This window comes from Paenibacillus sp. An7 (genome assembly GCF_009870785.1).
GTDB lineage: Bacteria > Bacillota > Bacilli > Paenibacillales > Paenibacillaceae > Paenibacillus.
Genome location: NZ_WTWX01000006.1, coordinates 147,573 through 171,036 on the forward strand (window position 1 = coordinate 147,573; position 23,464 = coordinate 171,036).

Annotated in this window: 23 protein-coding genes; 17 read left to right on the forward strand and 6 right to left on the reverse strand. The window is 41.6% G+C overall.

Annotated elements, in window-relative coordinates:
• Positions 1–46: 46 nt before the first annotated feature.
• The 6 genes from GQY27_RS10310 (at position 47) to relB (ending at position 6,514) form a co-directional block, all read left to right on the forward strand.
• Positions 47–1,951 (forward strand): PAS domain S-box protein, encoded by a 1,905-nt coding sequence (locus GQY27_RS10310; protein WP_160033941.1) that lies wholly within the window; start codon positions 47–49, stop codon positions 1,949–1,951.
• A gap of 387 nt (positions 1,952–2,338) precedes the next feature.
• Positions 2,339–2,950: an ECF transporter S component gene (locus GQY27_RS10315; protein WP_160033943.1), complete on the forward strand. Its 612-nt coding sequence runs from the start codon at positions 2,339–2,341 to the stop codon at positions 2,948–2,950.
• 38 nt (positions 2,951–2,988) lie between these two features.
• Positions 2,989–4,443 (forward strand): ABC transporter ATP-binding protein, encoded by a 1,455-nt coding sequence (locus tag GQY27_RS10320; protein ID WP_160033945.1) that lies wholly within the window; start codon positions 2,989–2,991, stop codon positions 4,441–4,443.
• Entirely contained in the window at positions 4,434–5,228 is a 795-nt protein-coding gene (locus GQY27_RS10325) for an energy-coupling factor transporter transmembrane component T family protein (protein WP_160033947.1), read from the forward strand. The genes GQY27_RS10320 and GQY27_RS10325 overlap by 10 nt, the downstream gene beginning before the upstream one ends.
• Before the next feature lie 162 nt (positions 5,229–5,390).
• Positions 5,391–5,672 carry a family 4 glycosyl hydrolase gene (locus tag GQY27_RS10330; RefSeq protein ID WP_236570553.1) on the forward strand — a complete coding sequence of 94 codons (282 nt, stop codon included), beginning with the start codon at positions 5,391–5,393 and terminating at the stop codon, positions 5,670–5,672.
• A gap of 413 nt (positions 5,673–6,085) precedes the next feature.
• The gene (relB, locus tag GQY27_RS10335; protein ID WP_160033949.1) at positions 6,086–6,514 is read left to right on the forward strand and encodes a type II toxin-antitoxin system RelB family anti-toxin; all 429 of its coding nucleotides are present in this window, start codon (positions 6,086–6,088) and stop codon (positions 6,512–6,514) included.
• Between the two features lie 108 nt (positions 6,515–6,622).
• Here the strand turns inward: relB and GQY27_RS10340 are convergent, their stop codons facing one another.
• Positions 6,623–7,420 carry a formate/nitrite transporter family protein gene (locus GQY27_RS10340; RefSeq protein ID WP_160033951.1) on the reverse strand — a complete coding sequence of 266 codons (798 nt, stop codon included), beginning with the start codon at positions 7,418–7,420 and terminating at the stop codon, positions 6,623–6,625.
• Positions 7,421–7,942: 522 nt separating this feature from the next.
• On the opposite strand from GQY27_RS10340, the gene GQY27_RS10345 reads away from it, so the two are divergent.
• From GQY27_RS10345 to GQY27_RS10380, 8 genes are all read left to right on the forward strand, one after another.
• Positions 7,943–8,878, forward strand: a complete 936-nt coding sequence (locus GQY27_RS10345) for a metallophosphoesterase family protein (RefSeq protein WP_160033953.1) — start codon at positions 7,943–7,945, stop codon at positions 8,876–8,878.
• Positions 8,871–9,527, forward strand: a complete 657-nt coding sequence (locus GQY27_RS10350; RefSeq protein ID WP_160033955.1) for a glycerol-3-phosphate responsive antiterminator — start codon at positions 8,871–8,873, stop codon at positions 9,525–9,527. The genes GQY27_RS10345 and GQY27_RS10350 overlap by 8 nt, the downstream gene beginning before the upstream one ends.
• A 272-nt stretch (positions 9,528–9,799) precedes the next feature.
• Complete coding sequence (locus tag GQY27_RS10355) at positions 9,800–11,128, forward strand: ABC transporter substrate-binding protein (RefSeq protein ID WP_160033957.1); 1,329 nt, start codon at positions 9,800–9,802, stop codon at positions 11,126–11,128.
• 14 nt (positions 11,129–11,142) lie between these two features.
• Positions 11,143–12,258 carry an ABC transporter ATP-binding protein gene (locus GQY27_RS10360; RefSeq protein WP_160033959.1) on the forward strand — a complete coding sequence of 372 codons (1,116 nt, stop codon included), beginning with the start codon at positions 11,143–11,145 and terminating at the stop codon, positions 12,256–12,258.
• A gap of 4 nt (positions 12,259–12,262) precedes the next feature.
• On the forward strand, positions 12,263–13,150 hold the full coding sequence (locus GQY27_RS10365; protein ID WP_236570554.1) for a carbohydrate ABC transporter permease: 888 nt from the start codon (positions 12,263–12,265) through the stop codon (positions 13,148–13,150).
• A gap of 91 nt (positions 13,151–13,241) precedes the next feature.
• Positions 13,242–14,069, forward strand: a complete 828-nt coding sequence (locus GQY27_RS10370) for a carbohydrate ABC transporter permease (protein WP_236570555.1) — start codon at positions 13,242–13,244, stop codon at positions 14,067–14,069.
• Positions 14,070–14,115: 46 nt separating this feature from the next.
• Positions 14,116–14,391 carry a hypothetical protein gene (locus GQY27_RS10375; RefSeq protein ID WP_160033963.1) on the forward strand — a complete coding sequence of 92 codons (276 nt, stop codon included), beginning with the start codon at positions 14,116–14,118 and terminating at the stop codon, positions 14,389–14,391.
• Positions 14,392–14,543: 152 nt separating this feature from the next.
• Positions 14,544–14,810 carry an excalibur calcium-binding domain-containing protein gene (locus GQY27_RS10380; protein WP_160033965.1) on the forward strand — a complete coding sequence of 89 codons (267 nt, stop codon included), beginning with the start codon at positions 14,544–14,546 and terminating at the stop codon, positions 14,808–14,810.
• 106 nt (positions 14,811–14,916) lie between these two features.
• Here GQY27_RS10380 and GQY27_RS10385 read toward each other — a convergent pair whose 3' ends face one another.
• From GQY27_RS10385 to GQY27_RS10400, 4 genes are all read right to left on the reverse strand, one after another.
• Positions 14,917–15,114: a hypothetical protein gene (locus GQY27_RS10385; protein WP_160033967.1), complete on the reverse strand. Its 198-nt coding sequence runs from the start codon at positions 15,112–15,114 to the stop codon at positions 14,917–14,919.
• A 368-nt stretch (positions 15,115–15,482) separates the two neighbouring features.
• A complete protein-coding gene (locus tag GQY27_RS10390; RefSeq protein ID WP_160033969.1) occupies positions 15,483–16,631 on the reverse strand; it encodes a mannitol-1-phosphate 5-dehydrogenase in 1,149 nt (382 codons plus the stop codon).
• A gap of 38 nt (positions 16,632–16,669) precedes the next feature.
• The gene (locus GQY27_RS10395; protein WP_160033971.1) at positions 16,670–18,637 is read right to left on the reverse strand and encodes a PTS mannitol transporter subunit IICBA; all 1,968 of its coding nucleotides are present in this window, start codon (positions 18,635–18,637) and stop codon (positions 16,670–16,672) included.
• The gene (locus GQY27_RS10400) at positions 18,634–20,769 is read right to left on the reverse strand and encodes a BglG family transcription antiterminator (protein WP_160033973.1); all 2,136 of its coding nucleotides are present in this window, start codon (positions 20,767–20,769) and stop codon (positions 18,634–18,636) included. Before GQY27_RS10400 ends, GQY27_RS10395 begins: the two co-directional genes overlap by 4 nt.
• 436 nt (positions 20,770–21,205) lie before the next feature.
• Here GQY27_RS10400 and GQY27_RS10405 point away from each other — a divergent pair, with 436 nt between their 5' ends.
• Positions 21,206–21,625 (forward strand): organic hydroperoxide resistance protein, encoded by a 420-nt coding sequence (locus GQY27_RS10405; RefSeq protein ID WP_160033975.1) that lies wholly within the window; start codon positions 21,206–21,208, stop codon positions 21,623–21,625.
• Between the two features lie 153 nt (positions 21,626–21,778).
• Here the strand turns inward: GQY27_RS10405 and GQY27_RS21495 are convergent, their stop codons facing one another.
• Positions 21,779–21,943: a hypothetical protein gene (locus GQY27_RS21495; RefSeq protein WP_201450716.1), complete on the reverse strand. Its 165-nt coding sequence runs from the start codon at positions 21,941–21,943 to the stop codon at positions 21,779–21,781.
• 173 nt (positions 21,944–22,116) lie between these two features.
• Between GQY27_RS21495 and GQY27_RS10410 the strand changes: the two genes are divergently transcribed.
• Both GQY27_RS10410 and GQY27_RS10415 read left to right on the forward strand, forming a co-directional pair.
• The gene (locus GQY27_RS10410; RefSeq protein ID WP_160033977.1) at positions 22,117–22,494 is read left to right on the forward strand and encodes a hypothetical protein; all 378 of its coding nucleotides are present in this window, start codon (positions 22,117–22,119) and stop codon (positions 22,492–22,494) included.
• 292 nt (positions 22,495–22,786) lie between these two features.
• A complete protein-coding gene (locus GQY27_RS10415) occupies positions 22,787–23,257 on the forward strand; it encodes a GNAT family N-acetyltransferase (protein ID WP_160033979.1) in 471 nt (156 codons plus the stop codon).
• The last annotated feature ends 207 nt before the right edge of the window (positions 23,258–23,464 follow it).

Consider the following 23,464-nt stretch of genomic DNA (forward strand, 5'->3'; position numbering starts at 1 on the left):
AGTCTTCTTACTAGTTGTATAATAGTCCATGTGAGGAGGTGCTGAGATGAGTGACCTGGAACGATTAGAAAATATAAATTTAGTAGAGCATATTTTTACTCAAGCGCCTGTTGGGGTTGCATTCGTATCACTAGACGGTAAATGGATCGATGTGAATCCTGCAGCATGCCAAATCATAGGGTTTAGCAGAGAAGAGCTTATTACGCTTCCTGCACTTGACTATATACTATCAGAAGCTATACCGCCAACTGAGCTTGCACCAAAGATGTCTTCTGGTTTCGAGAATGAAAAACAATATCTACATAGAAACGGTAATGTGGTCTGGGCTTGTGTCTATATATCTTTATATTGTGATCAACAAACGGGAGAACCTGCCTATTACATTGTTCATATGATAGATATCACAAGCAGCAAGGTCGCAGAACTGAAACTATTAGAGAGTGTGGAAAGGTATACATCGCTCAAAAAGTATAATCATGATGCGATTATTTCTTTTGGGCTGGACGGAATGATCATCAATGGCAACCAAATGGCAGAACATCTTACGGGATATGCAATTTCTGAATTAATTGGTACTCGAATCTCTCGTATTGTAGGGGAAGAAGCCATTGCCAATCTTGCTTTTGTAGATCAGGAGTATACGGCGATTGAGCGTGATATTAACGTGGTACGTCATAAGGATGGACATGTGGTGGAAATACTCGCTACGCTCGCTCCTATTATTATTCATAATCATAAAGTCGGTTTTTATCTTATTGCGAAAGACATGACCGAACAGAAACGGCTTATTATTGAAAAAGAAGCTGCGGAAAGAACGAACAAAGCAAAAAGTGAATTTCTGGCGATGATGAGTCATGAGATACGTACTCCGATGAATGGTGTCATTGGAATGACGGATTTACTGCTGGAGACGGAACTATGTGATGAACAAATGCAGTATGCATCCATCATTAAGCAGAGCGGGGAAGCGCTTCTTACGATTATTAACGATATTCTCGATTTCTCCAAAGTCGAATCTGGGAGAATGGAGCTATCAATTGAACCCATGCAGTTAAACTCGCTTCTTTCTGATGTCTACTATCTAAATCTGCCAAGAGCTAAAAATAAAGATTTACATGTGGAAATATCAGTCGATGAGAGTATTCCTGATAAGCTGATGGGCGACGGTAATAAGCTGAGACAGGTTCTAATTAATCTGCTCAGTAATGCGATTAAGTTTACACAGAAGGGAACCATTTCTTTATCCGTGAAGAAGATCGACCAAGACGATGATGAGGTGTGTCTTGAATTTGAAGTTTTGGATACGGGTATTGGGATTCCAGAAAGTAAAGCAGACAGACTGTTCGAACCTTTTTACCAAGTAGATCATTATATGACAAGACAAATCGAAGGAACGGGACTCGGTCTTGCGATCAGCAAGAAGATGGTAGAATTGATGGGCGGAGAGATAAGGTATGAGCCTAGAAGAGACCAATCTGGCTCACGTTTTGTGTTTACCGCTTATTTCTCCCTGCAGACCAACCTCGATTTTATAGAGGATAGGCATATTCAAAGAAGCGATGATGAAATAGATAGCGGGCTTCGTATTCTTGTCGTAGAAGATAATGAGGTTAATCAGATCGTCCTTGTTAAAATGATGAATAAATTAGGTTACAAGGCTGTGGTTGTTCCTAACGGAAAAGAAGCACTGAAAGCTTGTTTGGAAGAATCCTATGATATCGTGTTTATGGATATTCAAATGCCGGTCATGGATGGAGTGGAATCTACACGCTTGATTCGTGAACAGCTAGCAGAGGATAGTCCTTATATTGTGGCTGTAACAGCACATGCGATAAAAGGGGATCGGGAAAAATATATGTCTTTGGGCATGGATGAATATATAAGCAAGCCATTAAGTATGAATTCATTATCCGAGGCTATTGAGAAGTTTAAAACTCTACGATTGAATTAAGTGCCGTACATGATCCTCCCTGATCCTTGTGATTTTATAGAAACAATTGCCAATAAAGCATATTTCATGTACATTGTAACTAACTTAAAAAGCATGAACGGGAGCTTGATGAAGTCAGGCTGAGAGAGTGGCCTTATGCCGCTGACCGTAGATCTGATCTGGGTAATGCCAGCGTAGAGAACGAATATCGCGAATCGTATGTAGGAACAAATGTGATGCATGAATGTAGAAGCAGCCAGCTGAACGATATGATATGGGGTAACCCTCCAAGCTAATCGCTGCCGATGCAAGTGTATCCTTTGTCTTTTAGATGCGAATACAGATGCGTCCTTACCTGGCCTGCCCGAATTGGGGAGGCTTTTTTATATTCTAAGGAGGAATTTGTACATGTTTCAGACAGAAGGCGATCGTTCAAAGTCAGGGCGCAAAGGGCTTACATTAACCGATATTCTAGTTACCATTGTGCTTGCCGTTGCATTTGGAATCATCTACAAGATCTGGGGACCTACTTATGATCTAGTCAAACCGTTCGGACTCCATGCGGAACAAATGATTTATGGCATGTGGTTTATGGCAGGGACCTTTGCTTTTCTCGTCATCCGTAAACCTGGTGTCGCTCTACTAGCAGAGATTGCGGCTTCAACGGTAAGTGCATTTCTAGGAAGTGAGTGGGGGATTTCTACGCTGATCTACGGTGCGGTACAGGGGCTTGGTGCTGAACTTATGTTTGCACTTTTTTTATATCGAAAAGTGAATGTATGGATTACGTCACTTGCTGCCATCGGCTCAGCAGCCGGCTCCCTAATCCTCGATTTTGGATATGGTTATATCGATTCGCTGCAAACGTGGAGTTATGCGCTGCTTATTGGACTGCGATTAGCCGGAAGTATTGTATTAGCCGGAATAGTTGCTTATTCACTGTATAAAGCTTTGGAGTTAACGGGGGTAACGAAATCCCTGAGAAAGACGACGAAAGAGGATATGGAGGCACTGCATTAATGTGCCCTTCTATAACAGGTCCAGTGGAGGGCAATATCATGCAAATAAAGGAGAAAGCACACGTTACTCAGCCGCCAGCAGCCGTCGCTATTGACGGTCTTCGTCTCAAGTTTCCTGGAGAATCACAAATTTGGTTTAATAAATTATCTTTAACCATAAATCAAGGAGAAAAAGTGTTACTGCTTGGTGCGAGCGGCAGCGGGAAGTCAACACTGCTTCAAGTATTGAGCGGACTTATTCCTCATTCGGTTGATGTGCCGATGAAGGCGGATCACATATGTATTCCTGATCATCCAGGGATTGTATTTCAAGATCCAGATACTCAATTTTGTATGCCTTATGTGGATGAGGAACTAGCTTTTGTGCTAGAGAATCGTCAGGTTGCCCGAGATGAAATGCAAGCGAAGATTAGAGAACTTCTAAGTCTTGTTGGACTTGACTTACCTGATTTACATACACCGGTGCAAGCTCTCTCCCAAGGCATGAAGCAGCGTCTAGCCATTGCTTCGGTACTTGGAGTAGAACCGAGTGTCCTCTTTCTAGATGAGCCGACAGCACTGCTGGATAAACAAGGGACGATGGAAGTATGGGATACGATACGAGCGATTACGGAAGATCGCACTGTGATTATTGTTGAACATAAAATTGATTATATTCTTGATTATGTAGATCGTATTATTGTCTTAAATTCCGAAGGAGAGATCATGGCAGATGGCGATGCCGAAGAGATCTTCCGTCAGCATCAGCAGACGATCGCGAATTATGGAATCTGGCATCCGGGGATTTGGAAGAACCGTCCTAGACCTTTTAGGAAGGGAAAAAACATAGCTGCTGAGAAAGAGACAGAACCGCTTCTGTTGCTTCAGGGTTGCATGATTCATCGCAGCAACAAGCCTGTTATTCGAGCAGAGGAGCTGCAGGTGCTGCCCGGTGATTTTATCGGAATAACGGGACACAATGGTGCGGGGAAGAGTTCATTTTTGCTCGGATTAATGAAGCTTCTCCCCATCACGGGTACGTATCTGATAAACGGCATAGAGCTCAAAAATACGAAGCAGGCAGCACAACATATCGCCTATGTATTTCAGAATCCAGAAATGCAGTTTATTACGTATTCCGTATGGAACGAAGTAGAATATTCACTGCTGTTTGAGCCCATATCGAAGGAAGAACGCCGAGTGCGGGTGGAAGAATTGCTGCGAAGATTCCAACTAAATGGACTAGAGAACAGGCATCCCTATGAGCTGTCCCTTGGGCAAAAAAGAAGGCTGAGTGTCGCTTCTGCAGTCGTTCGTAATCCCCGTGTATTGCTGCTTGATGAGCCTACATTCGGGCAGGATGCAAGGAATACATTTGCCATGCTGGATGAACTTGAACGTCTGCGAATCGAAGGAACAGCCATTATCATGGTGACTCATGATGAGGAAATCGTGGCCCGGTACTGTACTTCTGTATGGCAGGCAGCAGAGGGGAGAATCACCACTTGCCACTAAATATCCCATACCAAGAAACTTGGCTGCACCGGGTTAACCCCGGATTTAAGCTGATTACGTTTGCTTTGATGTTTCTTGTGGTCATCCTAATCCATAATCTCAATATGATGATTTATTTAACAATCGCTATGCTCCTTCTCTTAATCGGTTCCGGTCATCCTCCGCTTCGTTTACTCCTGTACGCATCCCCATTTATTCTGGTGTTTATATCGACATCGACAGGAATGATGTTTTTCGGAAAAGGAGAAACGACTTGGTGGAAATACGGCATTATACATATAACAGAAGAGAGCTTTCTACGCGGCGTACATCTGGGCTGCAGGGCATTATCGATGGCTGCAATCGGCTTGTTATTTGGGCTGACAACGAGACCTGTGCGCTTGTTCTACTCTCTGATGCAGCAGTGGAGACTTCCGCCGAAATATGCGTATAGTTTCCTCGCTGCGATGAATCTGATCCCGATTCTCGTCCATGAATTTCAGACACTTCGGCATGCTTTAATGATTCGAGGAGGAGGGGACCGAACACCTAAGTGGAATATATACGCGCTGATAAAATCCTATGCGATTCCGCTGCTGGCTCAAAGTATTCGAAGAGCGCAGCGAATTGCCGTGGCGATGGAGGCAAAGGGGTTTCAAAGTGAGAACAAACGGACTTACTATTATCATATTGGATACTCAAACCGTGACATTTGGTTCATTGTTTATTTTATAGGGGCGGTTGCATCAGCTTATGGACTTGGTATTACGGTTCCTCTTGTAGCGCACGCTGTGGATGTGAGATAGCGGGTGGTGAGATAGAGACAAATGAGAATAAAGTGCGAATTTTATGCGAATTTAGTAAAAAAGAAGTCATGATGTAGACAACGCTTCCTATCTTGCGATTTCTGCAATATGGGAAGCTTTTCATGATGTTAATAAACATAATCCGGATATGGTAACCGAGTTGTGTCCGCAGGGCGTTACAGTAGTGGACTAACACACAAAGATTCTTCGACAACTGATCGGCGCCAATCTTTGAAAGACGCAGAATATGTCATTTGTACGATTCGTGTCGGCGATTTGGAGGCTTTTGCGAGCGATGTCGATATTTCTCTGAAATTATTTTTGACGAGTATTCTCTTCAGAAATAAACTCCTTTGTTCGATAAAAAAGGAAGAGGGAGAGATGGATATACCTGAAGGTAACACAGGAAAATATATACAAATAATTGGTGTACTGTTACATTAATAAAAAAGAAGGTATAGGAGGAAATAAGATGAGTCGGCGTATAGATATGGTTATTATGTTTGGTTACTTGTGTATCCTCCTGTTCGGTGTAGTAGTAAAAGAAATTCCAGCTTCATTTGGAACGAAAGGCTAACACAGCATCAAAGGAAATAGAAAGGAATAACCATAAGAGTAATACATAGGATGACAGAAGAGACTGTATTTCTATTTATGAAATCAGTCTTTTTTTGTAAACTAAGGAATCAATTGACCACTAAATGATTCAAGTCTATAATATTAACATAGCTGTTAAGTTTACGAATAGATTCATTTTTTAAGGCATATTTTAAGTATAGATTGCATTACATAAGGAAATAAGAACAACATGAACATTCATAATATGATGCTAAAGAGCAAAGGAAGGGTTATTAGAAATGATTAAGACTGAAACCGCTTACCGCAGAGCAAAAGAAAAGCTAAAAGACCACAAGGCCTATATTGCAAATGAGAAACTTCGGTTAGAAAGTATGGGTCTTAGTAAAGACCAAATTTCACACGCTGTTCAGCCGCTGCTTGCTTTTAAAGGGGAGCTTGAACAAGATATTCAACATTATGAAATGATTAAACAAGGAATCTTCCTCCCGATTGAGACGATTATGGAAGTCGGTAAGAATTTAATTGCTCATCGGATCTATATGAACTTATCTCAAGCCGAGCTTGCGAAAAGACTAGGGGTATCAGAAGCTCAAGTATCAAGAGATGAACGGAATGAATATGAAGGAGCAACAACAGAGAAGATCCAAAGTGTGATGAATGCACTTGGTTTAAGAACAACCATTCATATTGAAACAGCTGCAGTGTAATAAGGGAGTAGGGGACTAAGTACGGACCGCCCCTTGTATAGAATGAATGCATAAACAGGGTGTAGGAACAATAGTTGTTCCCGCACCCTGTTTTCTATTAAGCGTATGTTAGTGTTTTATTTCTTCTTCATCATCCTCAAACGGCTTATTGATATAGTAATAAAAATAACCCATCATAAATACGCCGCCGACCATATTACCAATAGTAACTGGAATTAAGTTGTGGAGTATGGCACCAATCGTGATCGTTTCCGAATGATCCAGCACAAGTGCGATTGCAAAGGTACACATGTTAGCAATACTGTGTTCATAACCTGATATAAAAAAGCAGAAGACAAAGAGGACCATCGCAAACAGCTTAGCGCCATTTTCCTTCATGAACATCGGTACAAAAAAAGCGAGGCATACGAGCCAGTTACATAGAATAGCCCGGAAAAACAACTCGACTACGGTAGCATCCAGCTTATGCTCTACTACATTAAGCAGGAATGAGTTAACACTAGGAGAAGCGTAGAGATTCGTTACATCAATGAGAAACGCGAATACCAGGGCACCAAGCAGGTTACCCGCATAGGTGAGTCCCCATAGCTTATAGACGGTTCTCCATTCCATTTTTTTCTTAAGAGCTGCATAAGTAAAATAAAAGGTGTTTCCCGTAAATAGATCTGCTCCCCCATAAGCAATCAAGATGATCGCTGCTCCAAATGTAAGTGCGGCCATGGGGTATGCTGCCGGTGAATCTGCTATGTAAAAATAGTTACCTGTCTTAAAAGCAACAATAACTCCGAACCCAATGAACATACTGGCAAGCATCGCTCGCAGAATGTACATTTTCCAATCTTTTTGGTAGACTCTTTGCTTTTTTAGCGCATATTTCTCAACTTGTCGTAAACCTTCTGCTTCCAAATGGATCCCTCCGTATTCTGCGAAACAAATAGTAAATCGATAATGATTTCCATATTCTTTACAAGATTATGTCCAGGTTCGAGTCATTGTATGTATATCCAGTCCAAATACTTAGGAGAATGTATCCGACCTCAACCTAAATTAAAATAAGCGATCGGGATATGCAATCCTATGAATTATTTCACATTGGAGTTATGAAGTTGATTCATGGATGTAAATAATAAAAGGGCGCGATTGAGTATTCGTGCCCTTCTTCCATATATACCACCATAATAACAGATGATCACACTATATTGCGTAAATATGCAAACTTATTCCAATAGATTATGTAAGAATTCGCCTTATTCATAAAATCTCCAAGTGTAAACTTTAATTTATTATTTTTAACACAATTTGATTTAAATGTAAACACAGTTTGCTAAAGATACATATTTACAAAAAACACGATTGGATAAAGATCACAGATAACATTCTCCCTCTATACTTTATTACAGATCAACTCAAAGGAGAGTGTACAAGACCATGAGGATTGCGCTAATAGGTGACTTACATTATCATGAGGCAGATCAAACACTTGGCAACTGGGTAGAAGCAAGAGATGCATTCTATAAAAACATGCTGCACCATTTTTTAAGTTCTGAAGCCGACCTCTATATATCACTTGGGGATCTGACCAATCTAGGAACAACGTGCGAACTGCGCGAAGTTTACGAGATTATACATTCCTATGAACGCAGGTTTCATCATGTTTTGGGTAATCACGATACGTACACTCAGCCTAAAAAAGAAATTCAAAAACAAACAGGGCAAGCCTGTTATTACTCGATAACGATGGAAGACTTCATTCTTGTATTCCTAGATACAACAAGAGAGATGGATGCAAAAAACTGGGGAGGCTGGCTTGACGAGGAACAACTAAGCTGGTTTGAACAAGTGGTCCAAATGTCAGGAGCAAAGCCGATGCTGGTCTTTGCACATCACCCGGTCCATTTAACAACGACAGGTTCGGATCGTGAAAAAGGATCCATCGATCCTTCCATTGACATGTGGCGTATTCTCCGCCAGAAAAAAGGAACAGGGATCTATTTTAACGGACATACGCATGTGGATTCAATTATGGAACAGAATGGTTGGACATTTATTCAGCTGTCTGCTTGTCTGGATCAGCAAGCCTATCGTATCGCGGAAATTACAGGAGAAGAAGTCCGAGTTCAGGCTGTAGATATTACAGATTCCACGCTCGCTGACCAGTTACCTGATATTTTTACTTATATGAATCATTTTAGAGCCACTCCGCATGCTCGCGGAAAACAACAGGAACGGGAATGCTCTGTGCAACTGCTGGGTGAGCGATTGAACGAAGCAGATTTATTTGAAGCATTGGAAGCGGAGCTGAATGAAGAGGACCTGCAAATTAGTGCAGACAAAAGACGCGGAGGAGATAAAGCGCATGTCTAACCGTGTATCTCAGCTAGCTCTAGGAGTAGAAAACCCCAAACTTTCCGCTAGAAAAACAAAACAGCAGCATGCTGTGGAGGATCTGCTAAAACGTCTATCCGAGTATCGTAATGTCGCGTCCGTTCGGGATGTGCGTTATCTTGAAACCGCCCTTTCTTATCGAGATCAGCTGAGTGCAGTATTCCTTCTTACCGGAAGCATTGGTGTAATTAAAAGTTATGTGGAATTATTTCAAAAGCATCATATTCCGGTATTCGTGCATGTGGAGAAGATCGGGGGGCTTTCTTATGATCAGCAGGGGCTTGAATATGTAGCGAATGCCATACGGCCGGACGGGATTATTACAACGAAGATCCAAGTCGTCAAGAAAGCACAGAAATTAGGGCTTACTACCATCCAGCGATTCTTCCTTGTTGATTCGGATGGGCTTACCAATATTGCGCAAAGTCTCGCTCAGGTAGAACCGGATGTGATTGAAATCATGCCGGCACGTATTCCCGAGGTGCTTCACAAGGTGAGAGAAATGACAGACATTCCCGTCATCTCCGGAGGACTTTTGCGAAAACGAGAGCATGCGGAAGCATGTATATTGGAGGGAGCAACCGCCATTTCTTCGTCTAGTCAGCAGATGTGGGAAAAATCATTCTAGGACGATTTCTTCGAAATCTAATCTATAAAGTTTATTCTTACTTAACATGATTCTTTAATTCGGTTAACAGTAACGTCTTATGATGAGAAGAGATAAGAGAACTAACGTATTTCCTGACAAGTAAATAAGTACCCGGGTTGGAGTGATGGAGAAACCTAATCGGATCAAGAGAGCCTGTAACTGGCTGTTCTTGATCTGATCGAGGTTTCTTTTTGTTATATCAGGTAGCTGGGGTTAGGTTCATGAAGTTCATTCTAAGGAGGATACAAAGGATGAGAAGAGGAAAGAGAAGGAACTTATTAACATTGGTACTAGGAATGAGCGTTTTGCTTGCTGCTTGCGGTACGGATTCAGGAGGTAGCAATGTAACAAGTAAGGCAGGTGCTGCCCCCGGGAACAGCGGAAATATGGAAGAGAAGATACAGATTAAATACTGGTATGCCTATGGAGAAAAGATCGAAGAGGCAAAACAAGAATTAGTCAAACGCTTTAATGAGTCTCAGGATAGAATCGAAGTCGTTGCTGAGTACCAAGGCAACTATGATGATTTACATGCCAAGGTACAAGCTGCTTTTGCTGCAAACAATGCGCCGGCCGTATCGGATCTAGAGATTTCCTCCACTGGGACCTTTGCCAGGTACGGAATGATCACCGAGCTTACGGCTTTAGCAGAACAAGATAAAGAAAAACTGCAGATTGATGATTTCAATCCAGGACTGATGGGGAATGCCTATGTGGATGGCAAGCTATACGGGTTGCCGTTTATGCGCAGTACACCGATTATGTATATGAATGTCAGCCTTCTAGAAGAGGCCGGGCTTGATCCTGCTGGACCGAAGACATGGGACGAATTCGAAAAGTACGGCAAAGTATTGAAATCAAAAGGGAAAACAGCAATGACAATGCCTACCGATATCTGGTTCTACGAGGGACTTGTAGCACAGTCTGGTGGTCAGGTATTAGCGGATGATGGGAAGTCGGCGTTATTTAACTCTCCTGAAGGTGTTGCTCCTGTAGAGTTCTGGAAGAAATTAGCCGGCGAAGGAATCATTAAAATTCCAGTTGGGGATGAAGCCGGAGCAACAGCGGAAAAAGACTGGGCTAACCAGACATCTGCATTTCGATTTGGTTCAACCGCAGGGGTTGCCGGTGCTATTGAAATCTCACAAGGAAATAACTTTGAATTTAACACGGCCTTTATGCCGGCGAATAAATCATATGGCGTTCCTACAGGCGGTTGTCAGCTCGTCATTACATCAAAACTTAGTGAAGCAGAAACAGCGGCAGCTTGGGAATTCCTTACCTTCATGACAACGTCTGAAAGTACAACATATCAGAGCAAACATACAGGATATCTGCCTACTCGCATCTCAGCACTCGAAAGTGAAGAATTACAGTCGCTCTATAAGGAATACCCGCAATATAAAGTTGCGGTAGATCAGCTGGCTTATGCCAGACCTCGTCCGATGGAGACGGCGTATCCAGAAGTTGCGAAGATCGTAAAGAATGCCATTGAGAAAACATTGCTTGATCCTAAAATCTCTGCTCAGGATGCGATGAATGAAGCCAATGAGAAAGCCAATACACTGTTAAGTAAATAAAAGGAGTGGAGAAGATGGGCCAAATTGAACTAAAAGGAATCAGTAAGTTTTTTAAACAGGAAGAGGTAATTAAGGACCTTGACCTTACGATAAAAGATGGTTCATTTACGGTGCTTGTCGGTCCATCTGGCTGTGGTAAATCAACAACGCTCCGCATGATTGCGGGGCTTGATGACCAGTCCAGCGGAGATATTTTTATTGATGGAAAGCGAGTGAACGGAGTGCCTCCAGGTATGCGTGATGTGGCGATGGTATTCCAAAACTACGCACTTTATCCAACGATGAATGTTCATGACAATATTGAATTCGGACTGATTAACCGGAAGATTCCGAAGAAGGAACGCGAGACACTGATTGCGGATATCGCAGAAATTGTAGGCCTGAGTGATTATATGAAAAAGAAGCCGGAGATGCTCTCCGGCGGACAGCGCCAGCGTGTCGCTCTTGCTCGCGCTATGGTTAAGAAACCAGAGGTCTTTATTCTCGATGAGCCCCTCAGTAACCTTGATGCGAAGCTCCGCCATCAGATGCGGACAGAGCTGATTCAGCTGCATAAAAGGCTGGGAACGACGTTTGTGTATGTAACCCATGATCAGGTAGAGGCGATGTCTATGGGCGATGAGATTGTCATTATGAATAAAGGGGTCATTCAGCAAGCGGCTTCTCCCATTGAGCTGTACCATAATCCAGCAAACCAGTTTGCTGCTCAGTTTATTGGAACACCTGCGATGAATATTCTGCCTTATAAAGGGATTCATTTTCCTTCTTTATCGGCAAAAGGCAAAGAAGAGATTGGACATTTCGGATTTCGTCCTGAGCACGCACAGTTGCAAGACGGGCATGAGTTAAAAGGAGAAGGCCTTAGAATCAGTGGAGAAATCGTTACCAGGGAAAGTCTCGGGGCAGAGAATATATACCAGATCCAGTCGAGCTTCGGTATGTTTTCCGTTAAAACATTCCTTGCTCCTCTTATGATGAATAACATGGTTACCGTGACGATTCCATATGAGCAGGTGTACTATTTTGACTCTAGCGGGAAGAGGGTAAGACAAGCGGAATATAGAGCTGCTGTCACTCTAAATGGAACGCCTGCATCTCTTGAACTCATTTCGGTGAGCGGAGGAGGCTAGAGGCATGATGAGTTCGACATCAAGCATATGGCATAAGCTTAGACCCTATGGAATGGTAACGCCGGCACTAGCCGTATTTGGAGTGTTTTTCATTTATCCTATTTTTTATATGATATATCTCAGCGTTTTTGACTGGAATTTTGTCAGCCCTACAAAGGATTATGTCGGTTTGCAAAATTTTTCGGCCTTATTGTCGGATGATGAGTTTCGTCAAGTCATACTAAATACGACAATATACACCGTTTCTACGGTTCTTCTCACCCTTAGTATTTCTTTACTGCTGGCTCTTTGGTTAAATCGTTCCGGAGCTTTCTATGGATTTGTCCAAGGGGCCATATTCAGTCCGCATATTATTTCTTTAGTATCCATTTCACTATTATGGAGCTGGCTGATGGACCCTGAGTATGGGCTGCTGAACTGGGTTATCAGCTTATTTGGATTTGGGCCATTAGAGTGGTTATCTCATCCGGATACTTCCCTCATGTCACTCATTCTGGTTGCCGTATGGAAAGGGATTGGATTTAACACCCTTGTCTTTATTGCTGGCTTGCAAAGTATTCCGCAAAGTATATATGAAGCAGCTGCACTGGATCGTTCCAAACCATGGCGTACGTTTATGCGATTAACGCTGCCGATGTTATCTCCAACGCTGTTTTTCCTGGCAATTATGAGTATGATTGGTTCCTTTCAGGTGTTTGAGACGATTGCCATTATGACACAGGGCGGGCCGGTGAATTCCACAAACACCTTGGTCTATTACATTTATCAATATGGTTTCCGTTTCTTTAAGATTGGCTATGCTTCAGCCGCGGGAGTGATTTTGCTGGTGATTGTCGGGATCCTTACCCTTATCTATTTCCGGCTATTATCCAAAAAGGTGCATTATCGGTAACAGGGAGAGGAGGCTACTTATGAATATGCTTGAACCAGCAGCAAGAGTAAAACGCACATCCGGAGACAAGGTGAAAGAGGAAGCAAGCAGTATGAAGGTGATGAACCGCCTCCTTACTGTCATTAATGTGATTCTAATGGGAGTGCTTGTTCTCATCTTTGCTTTACCCTTTGTTTGGATGGTGTCCACGTCACTGAAAACACTGCCGGAAACGATGATCTTTCCGCCTGAGTGGATTCCGGCAGCTCCGCAGTGGCAAAACTTTATTCAAGCCTGGAACTCAGGACCGTTTCTTCACTATTTTATGAACAGCGTGATGATCTCAGCAGGCATACTGCTGCTGCAGATGATTACGATTATTCCTGCTGCGTATGCGTTTGCGAGATTTGAGTTTAAGGGATCAGGTATTTTGTTTGGACTTGTCATGGTCACACTGATGATTCCTTCTCAGCTCATTTTCTTGCCAGTATATCTTGAACTTAGTTCCTGGAATCTGCTTAATACGCATCTTGGGCTGATTCTACCTTTTGCATCCAGTGCATTCGGGATATTCCTTCTGCGCCAATCGTTCAAGCAAGTGCCGAATGAACTTATTGAGGCAGCTCGTCTAGATAAAGCAAAAGAGTGGAAGATCATGATAAAGCTCATGATTCCAATGGCTCGTCCTGCACTTATTACCTTCGGATTGTTTAGTTTTATTAGTCACTGGAATGATTATTTCTGGCCGCTCGTGATGACAACGAACGAAACGGCGCGGACCCTTCCGCTCGGGATTGCCAAGATTCGAGAAACAGAAGGACTAACCACCTGGAATGTACTAATGGCAGGCAATTTGATACTTGTTATCCCCATTCTAATTATTTTCTTCTTTGCACAGCGATCGATTATTAAAGCGTTTGTATATAATGGTGTGAAATAAGGACATATGTATATGAAGACAAGCTGTTTTCAAGTGACTAGAACCTATGGTTAAATGGTATCCGGAGGTGATTTATATCCTGAACCCGGATAAGAAAAAACGCAATCCTAAGTTTGTTATAGCGGAGGCTGTTGTTACCGCCCTCGCCCTAATTTTATTAATTATATCGCTAGTGAATTCAGGTATTTCTCTAGGCTGGTTTTTCCTCAGTATGTCTGTGGTCTACGCTATTCGGTATTGGGAGCTTCGATCATGGATTCAAGTGCTTTCTATGGTGATTTTGGCTCTAGGTGCTGTAAGTTTGTTTATGTTGGGACAATAAGTGAGCAACAAAAAAGAAAAAAAGAGACAGAAAAAAGAGACGAAAAAGCCCTTTTAAAGGGTTTTTTCTATTTATTTCATTTAATTTCCTTTTAGGTTAGTTTAAAATAAATAATGGTGTTGTATACATATCGTATCGGGGGTAGTGTGTAAATGAGAAAATTCCTAAAAGTGTTGTTGGTAACTATGGTTTCTGTTTCCATATCATTTGGGGTAATGGGTGAGATTCATGCTGAAGGCGCAAAGAAGTATAAGAACTGTACTGAGCTGAACAAAGTGTATAAAGGCGGAGTCGCCAAGTCTTCTTCCATTAAAAATAAGGGAGGCAAAACGAAATATAAACCACATGTTTCTGCATCGCTGTATGAAGCAAATAAATCAAAAGATCGGGATAAGGATGGGATTGCTTGCGAGAAATAGGGGAATAGGGGATAGAATCCATAACAAAAGCCGATATTCGCTCCTTATCAAAAGAGTGGACATCGGCTGATCAAGTGAAAAATAATATAGGATAGAGGTTTAGAATTCAAAATGGGACAGGAATGAGCGTAGAGCAATGTCTAATTTCCTGAAAAGGAATACTGACGATACCTTGTGTGTGTTTTAGACGAAGCTTCTTATAAGGAAGCTGAAGACTTACGACCCCTGAATAAACAGATCCATCGGTTAAGGAAAGATGTACAGAATAACCTTTTTGCTCAGCAATTTGTAGTTCTTTCATCATAGAAATTCCTCCGTTCGCTTTTGATTAGTTCATAATAACTATGTCGGTAGCAGGAAGAAAAAAGTGAAGTCATATTTTTGTAATCGCTTTCTTTAAATATAAAGGAATTTCCTTAGCGAAAACAAGGTGTAATTAGTCCTGTTTATCATTTAAATATACTTATAGAATACCCAAATGGATAAAACATTTAACATATTTGCGAAAAACCTTATATACAAATATCAATCTCAACACTCATCAAAACGATAAATTTGTAACTACATATAGACCAATAGAACCATTTCAGCAGAGAAAGCTGCACTAAAAATATAAAAAGCCGTCATCCTTAGAGGATGACGGCTGAGCTATTCAGCTTCATATAGCATGTATTAAGCTTTGGAAGTCTTCGCATATTCTTCACAGATGATACGGTGATCTTCACTGCCTTCCGTAAATCCAGTAACAGAGTATACAGTAGCTTCGATGCCATTTTGGGCAATTTGCTCTTGCAACTCTTTAGACTGCGGATCTTGCGGATTATCATAATGGAATGCAGCTGCAATACCTTTTAGAAGAGCAACATGGCCAAGTCCATATTGAATCGCCATATTAGCAGGACCTACTAGACGATCAGCAGGACCGAGCTTACGCAATGGCTCACGACCTACACGAATAACTTCATCGCGAATATATGGGTTTTTAAAGCGTTTTTCAATCTTATCAATGTATTTATAGTGTTCTTCTTTATCAAAACCATGTTTCTTGATCAGGGCATCGCCGCTTTCTTCCATTGCCTGACGCACCACTGTGCGAATCTCATCATTATTGATTGCTTCTTCAATGGTCTCCATACCAGCCAGGTAACCAAGGTAAGCGGTAATTGCATGACCAGTGTTTAGTGTGAATAGTTTACGCTGTACATAAGCAAGCAGGTTATCTGTCAATTTCATACCTGGAATTTGAGGTACTTCACCTTTAAGGGAAGGCTCTTCTACGATCCATTCGTAGAAAGACTCAACACCGACATCAAGCATACTCTCGCCTTGGTAAGGAGGAACGATACGGTCTACTGAACAGTTAGCAAAACCTACATTTTTCTCAGCATATGCTTTACCTGCCTCGGACAAGTGAGTGTATACCTGTTCTTCCAAGTGCTTGCTTCCGCCAACCATGTTTTCACAAGCGATGATATTCAGAACACCTCTGCCTGCTTCTCTGCGAGCTTCAATACCTTTAGCAATCGTAGAAGCAATGATTTTCAGAACATTCGGACCTACTGCAGTCGTTACGATGTCGGCCTCAGCCACTTCATTAACGATATCTGGACCATTGGAGAGTACACCGGAAACATTCGTAATTGTTTCTTGTCTTTGCTCTAGATCAAGAATATGGATTTGGTAGCTTTTTTTCTCGTTTAGTTCATTAATCATTTGTTCATTAATATCGGCAAATACGACATGGTAAGAAGCTTGGGAGAGAAGGGCGCCGATAAAGCCGCGCCCAATATTTCCTGCTCCAAATTGAATTGCTTTTTTCATATGAAAAACCCGCTTTCGTTTTAAAGATTTGGTATTCTTTATTCTCCGAAAATGCTGTAGATTTCATTAGGATCTTTGGATTGTGCCAGTCTTGTTACGGTAGACTCATCTTCAATGGCTTCTGCAATTTTCGTGAGAATCTGTAAGTGTTCTCTACCTGCTCCAGCGATCCCGATAACGAGATATGCACGGCCGCCTTCGAATTCAACACCTTCTGGATATTGATGAACGACAATACCGCTTGTTTTAATTTCTTTCTTCGCATCGCCTACTCCGTGAGGAATCGCTACACCGTTACCGATGTAAGTTGTTGCTACCCCTTCACGTTCAATCATAGCATCCACATAATGTGGTTTTACATATCCTGCTGCAACAAGGGCTTCACCTGCACGGCGGATTGCATCTTCCTTACTTTCAGATGGAAGCTGAAGTACAATGTTTTCTTTACGTAGTACATCGCCGCCTTTTGTATCTTCGGAAGTTTCTTTCACTTCTTCAGGAACTGCTTTGTCTGCTGCACCAGATACATCCTCTTTTGCGTGTTCAGGTACTGGAGAAGTACTTTGTTCTTGTTTTGCTTTTAAGTCTGCAATTAACTTGTCATAAATCGGATTGTTAACGAAGTTATCAATTGAGACGTGAATTGCATTCGGTGCTTTTCCTTTAGCCCGTGGTGTCAGGTTCTGCTGAGTAACAACAATGTCTGCATCGTTTGGAATATTCTCGATCGCTGTGTTTGTTACATCAATCGGCAGACCAGCTGCTTTTACTTTTTTACGGAAAGAAGTAGCACCCATTGCACTTGAACCCATACCCGCATCACATGCAAAGATGATTTTCTTAATTTCCGCTTTGTCATTCAAGTTTGCTGCAGGAGTCTCTGAGATCCCTTTACTGCTTTTTTTCATGCCTGCTACTGCTTCTTTAGCTTTTTCCAGGTCTTGTTCATCTGCAGAAGATCTGCGTAAGAATAAGGAAGAGAGCAAGAAAGATACAACAACAGATACAAGAACACCCGCAAGAATAGGGAGATAAGAACCTTTTGCTGACATTGCCATGATCGCAATGATACTTCCTGGAGAAGATGCAGCAATTAGACCCGCATCAAGCATGTTAAATGTGAATACGCCAGCCATACCAGATACGATAACAGATACGAACATAATTGGTTTCATAAGGACATACGGGAAGTAAACCTCATGAATACCACCGAAGAAATGAATGATTGCTGCACCTGGTGCGGATCCCTTGATGGAACCTTTTCCGAAAATACTGTAAGCAAGCAATACACCAAGACCTGGTCCTGGGTTTGCTTCAAGCAAGAACATGATCGATTGGCCCGTAGATTCTGCTTGCTGAATACCAATTGGGCTCAGAATTCCATGGTTAATTGCATTGTTCAAGAACAAAATTTTTGCTGGTTCGATAAAGATGGATACAAGCGGGAGAATTCCCCAGTTCAGCATCGCATCTACACCGGATGCCAGAATGTTAGTGAAAGCAGCAACGACAGGTCCGATACCGAAAAGTCCTGCAATAGCAAGAATCATCCCGATAATACCGGCAGAGAAGTTGTTAACAAGCATTTCAAAACCAGAAGGAGTTTTGCTTCCGATGTATTTATCAAACTGCTTGATTACCCATCCGCCGAGCGGACCCATAATCATGGCACCGATAAACATCGGAATATCAGCTCCAACGATAACCCCCATTGCGGCAATGGCACCTAGTACCCCGCCTCGATGATCGTGAACGGCTTTACCGCCGCTATAAGCAATCAGCAATGGAAGAAGGTATTTAATCATTGGATCCACAAGGGATGCTAGTGTAGCATTAGGGAAATAACCTGCCTCAATAAAGAGAGCAGTCAAAAGACCCCAAGCAATGAAGGCACCGATATTCGGCATAACCATTGCACTTAGAAAACGACCGAATTTCTGAGTTGCTTGTTTGATATTGCCCGTTTTTTTAGGGACAGATTCGCTAGTAACTTCCAGCGTACTCATATTTGTTCGACCTCCATTGTATATTGTTCCATTTTTCGCAAATATAGATCTTTCAAAATACCTTGAATTTCTTTCGTTAGGGCAGCTCGGCGAGCTACACTTAAACGAATAGCAAAGCCAGGACGGTCTATCAGTGATTTGCTGACTTCGCTCGCTGCTTCCAGATACGTACGTTCGCTTTGTTTTGGAGCTAATAAAATGATGGCAGAATAGAGATTCGCATCACTATCTGTGCCATAGGTCAGCGGTTCCTTAAAGCGAATAATACCAAGTGCTAAACGATGAATCACAGTCGATCTGCAGTGTAATAAAAAGATTCCCTCTGTAGAAAGGATCGTTTCTCCAAGTCGTTCCCTATCATGCAGTTCGAGGCTGAGCGTTGAAGCTTCTTCCTCCTTGGTCGTAAATTGTCTAGCAATCTTATCGATCAGCTCATTGATTGTCCTAGATTCCACCTGATCTTCAATCACCAGATTATTCATAAGGTCTTGAATACCTTGAATCAGATTCTTCTGCTTTTCAAGAGTAGCTGGCAGATAAGCGGTTGCTTCCTTTGAAGCAGGCTGTAGTTCTGGCAAAGGTTCAAGATGCTCTAAAGCAGATCTTATGCTTTTTATATCCGCGTCTCCAAGAAGAGGGGATACCTTGACTACTTGTCTTTTACTTGTTAGTTCTACTGTGGAGATTACCAGATCGACTTGTTCATCAAGCTCACTGATTTCTGCAGCAGAGATGGCATCGACAACTTGTAAAGAGGGAAACTGTTTCCTCACTCGAGTTTGGAGAAGACTAGAGGTGCCCATCCCGCTTGCACATACAATTAAGACGCGAACAGGTCGTTCCCTGTACTTAACTCCTGCATACTCCGACATCGCTCCGATGTGGAGGGCAATGTAACCGATTTCCGCTTCCGGTACAGGCTTTTCCAGATAATCTTCTAGCACTTTGGCGCACTTTTTTGCTACCTCATAAGTGTCACCATACTGCTCCTTAATCTGAGAGAGAAGAGGGTTCCGAATATCGAGCCCAAGCTTTAATCGCTCGATGGCAGGACCAAGATGACTAATAAAACCATAGAAAAGCTTGCTGTTACTTTTCAATTCAAAACCGGTTTCTGATTCTGCTTCTTTCAGAATTTTTCGAGCCAAACGAACGAGTTCAAAACTTATATTCTCATAAGCCGCCTCTGATTCTGCTTCGGTTTGAATCCTTGTCTCGGCACCCTTTAGATGCATGGTGATGTAGCCAACTTCATCTTCAGGAATCGTTAAATCGAGGGCTTCCTCTAAGCGATTTACAAGCATCTGAGCTGCATTGAAATCAGGATGCAATTGCAGTTCACGAAGCACGCTTGGTAGGACCTTAATACGCTGTCCTTTTTTGATTCTCTCGATCGCAAGAGCAAGGTGAACGGCAAGCCCAATAAAGGCGCTGTCAGTCAGCTTCATCCCGGTTCTTTCTTCGAGTTCTGTCAAATTCTTTTCAATAATTACGATCGTACGATCTTCAACAAGATTCAATAAACGGTTACGAATATGGTGCTGAATTCTCCCTATTTTTTGACCGCTTTCATTCAATGGGTCGCGAACTAAACGAATGAGTTCATACTCATCTACGCTTTCATGAAGCAGATGAATGAGTGCAGCACGATAATCTTTTTCGGTGCCTTCTACATAAACCCCGTATCCGGGTTTGCGTACTAATTTAATATGAAAGGCTTCGAGCCAACCTTCTATAAGATCCAGATCATGGCTAAGTGTACCTTCCGTCACTTTAAATCTTGATGCGAATGTGAAAAGTTTGATCGGTTCAGAACTCAGCAAAAGCTCACTAACAATAAAATATCGACGTTCATCTCGGGAATAACTGGCGGGAGCTTTAAAGCTTTCGATAAAGTTACCAACGGTTTCAAAAGCAGAAGGTTCTCCTTCAAGCATAAGACCAGCTCCGGGTTTGCGGTTTAGCGTAAGAGCATAATCGCTGAGCCATTCTTCCATAGCTGACAATTCGCGTTTAATCGTTTTTTCACTAACATCCAATTCATCTGACAGCTCACGTACGGTTACAAAGCGGCCTGGCATTGCAAGAAGAAACCGGGTCATTTGAATCGTTCTTTCACTGGGTTTCTTCATGAATCCACCTTCCTTGTAAAAAGTATACGAAAAACAAACTGGACAGACTTTCAGAAACGATATCAACTTGCAACTAGAAATTGTATAAGGTTTTTTTACTGGATTCAATAGAAATTCTAAACAAAGCTCTTGACAAATTCAAAGGAAAGATAGTGGGGTTTGTCCCCTACAACCTAGGGACATATCTAAAAAGGACACAGATCGTGTTCTGTATTGAAAAAACGATTTTCGGGATATCTGAAAAGAGCAAAGAGAATAAAATACATTCATTTTTAAAAAAGGATTTACTTTCAATATTAAATTGTGTACAATTGAATTGTTGATAATTAAATATGTTTGAGCTTAATTAAGTTAAGATGGAATTATTAAGATGAATTGAAACTAGAAGGAATCAAAAAAACAAAAATACATGAGTAGTCTAAAGGAGAATAAAACAATGAAAACATTATATGAAACAACCGTGATCAACACAGGTGGACGCCAAGGGTTTGTACAATCACCAGATAATACATTCCTGCTGGAAGTTGCATCCCCGCCTGAACTTGGAGGAAAAGAAACGACAGCGACCAATCCGGAACAACTGTTTGCTGCGGGATATAGTGCTTGCTTTAACTCTGCCCTAGAGTTTCAATTGAAGAAGAATCAAGTAAAGATTGAGAAGAGTACAGTAACAGCGACGGTGATGTTAAAAGCAGATCCTGAGGATAACGGAGTTAAACTAGAAGTCGAACTGAACGTTCGTATCGATGGATTGGATGAGGAAACAGCACAGAAGTATGTAAAACTAGCTCATGATTATTGCCCTTATTCTAAAGCCATTAAAGGAAATGTAAATGTTACGGTAGGTCTGGAATAAGCTTACTATTTAAATAGAAGAAACTGGTTAAAATTAATACGTGATTTCAATAAAAAAAGACTGCAGGCAAACTAGTTTAAGCTAGTTTGCCTGCAGTCAGAAATGGATACCAAAGCGGTATCCATTTTTTATTTGGGATGAGTACCGGAATCCTTACGTTTCCCATTGTTCCTGTTCTTTCTTCTTTTTCATGTCCTGACGCCATTTTTCATCTCTCTCGAGAGCCTCTTTCACATAATCTCGCGGTGGAATTTTAGCATTAATGTTAAGCAACAAGAAAATAATAATGAGTAAGAGTAAAAGTATCAAAAATACCATTTTGCGCCTCCTTATTATAGATTCTAACCATGGAGAGAACGATGATTCTGTGTTATAGTAGCTTTTCATTTTAAGATAAAGATAATGATGTGGTAATTTTTAATATTTAACCATAATTATAGCATTTTACCGTTGTTTACGAAGAGATATGTTTTAGATAGGGGAGAAAAGAAATGAATAAAGGAATGATTTGTGCCTTCTTATGTGCAGTTCTCTTATTGTTTCAACTCGAAACTGCTGAAGCTCAGGAGGCGACTAAGAGCAAAATACAAGCAGATAGCATTAGTACGATTTCTACTAAGATGGAGAGGATAAACAACCCTGATGAGGGAAAGGACTTGTCATTATCTAACGAATTAACGGAACAGATAATAGATAAGTATGGTCTTGAACCGCCAGAGCCAATAAAGCCGAAATTTACAAGTGACTGGGGCATAATCTATGGTGATATTATGATGAGTTCGGGCAAGCCCGCGCTTCAGCTGGGACCGAATGCCTCAAGAGATCTGGCTAAGCTTTTTACGTACATAATAACGATCGCAAATCTATAACTAGGATTACAACGTAAAATCCAAAATTCCTCTGCCATATCTTCAAGGTTACTACCTTGTCAGATGATCAGGGGAATTTTTTAATATTTTACCAAATTTATATAACTATGAGGTTTAACTCATAATCGCAAGTTATTGCAAATAGACAGCGCATTAGAACATGCCAATAAGACCATCATCCAAGTATACTTATAGAATGAATTCCAAATATACCTGCTCTATGTCGAACAGTATGCTGCTCAAGATTATTCTTGTTCAACATCGATGCAAAAAATCAGCGGAGGTACTCCTTATGCCCGATATGCTCGTGAAACTATATGACTTGCCTGAAGTAGAACCACTAAGAAGTTATGAACAGCGTACAGGGGTTACGATCCGCCGTGCGATCGCACCAGAGAAGCACGTTGTCGCTGACTGGGTGGGAAAGCATTTCGGAAAGGGATGGCTAAGTGAAGCGGAAGTTGCTTTTGCCAGGTTGCCTATAACATGTCTTATCGCGGTAGAGAACGGTAAGATGCTTGGATTTGCTTGTTATGACGCTACGGCTAAAGGTTTTTTTGGTCCTACCGGAGTGGATGAGAAAGAGCGTGGACGAGGAATTGGAAAAATGCTGCTGCTGTATGCACTGGATTATATGAAGCAGGAAGGCTACGGATATGCGATTATCGGAGGAGCAGGACCGGCTCCATTTTATGAAAAAACAACGAGTGCTACCGTTATTGAAGGTTCTGTTCCTGGAATATATAGAGGGATGCTCTCGTAAGAGTGAATTGAAAAGCACCCATTTATTGTATTGTTATTGTATGGTCAAAATATAGGTAAGCTTATCATGACCCCTTATTATTGCTGAGATGAGACGATCTTAGCAATAATAAAGGGTTTTTTATTGACACTTAATCCGCTGTATTACTTGCTTTTTTGTCTTCAACGGGCAAGAAAGTGAGATAAGAAATCTAATTGTTAGTACATT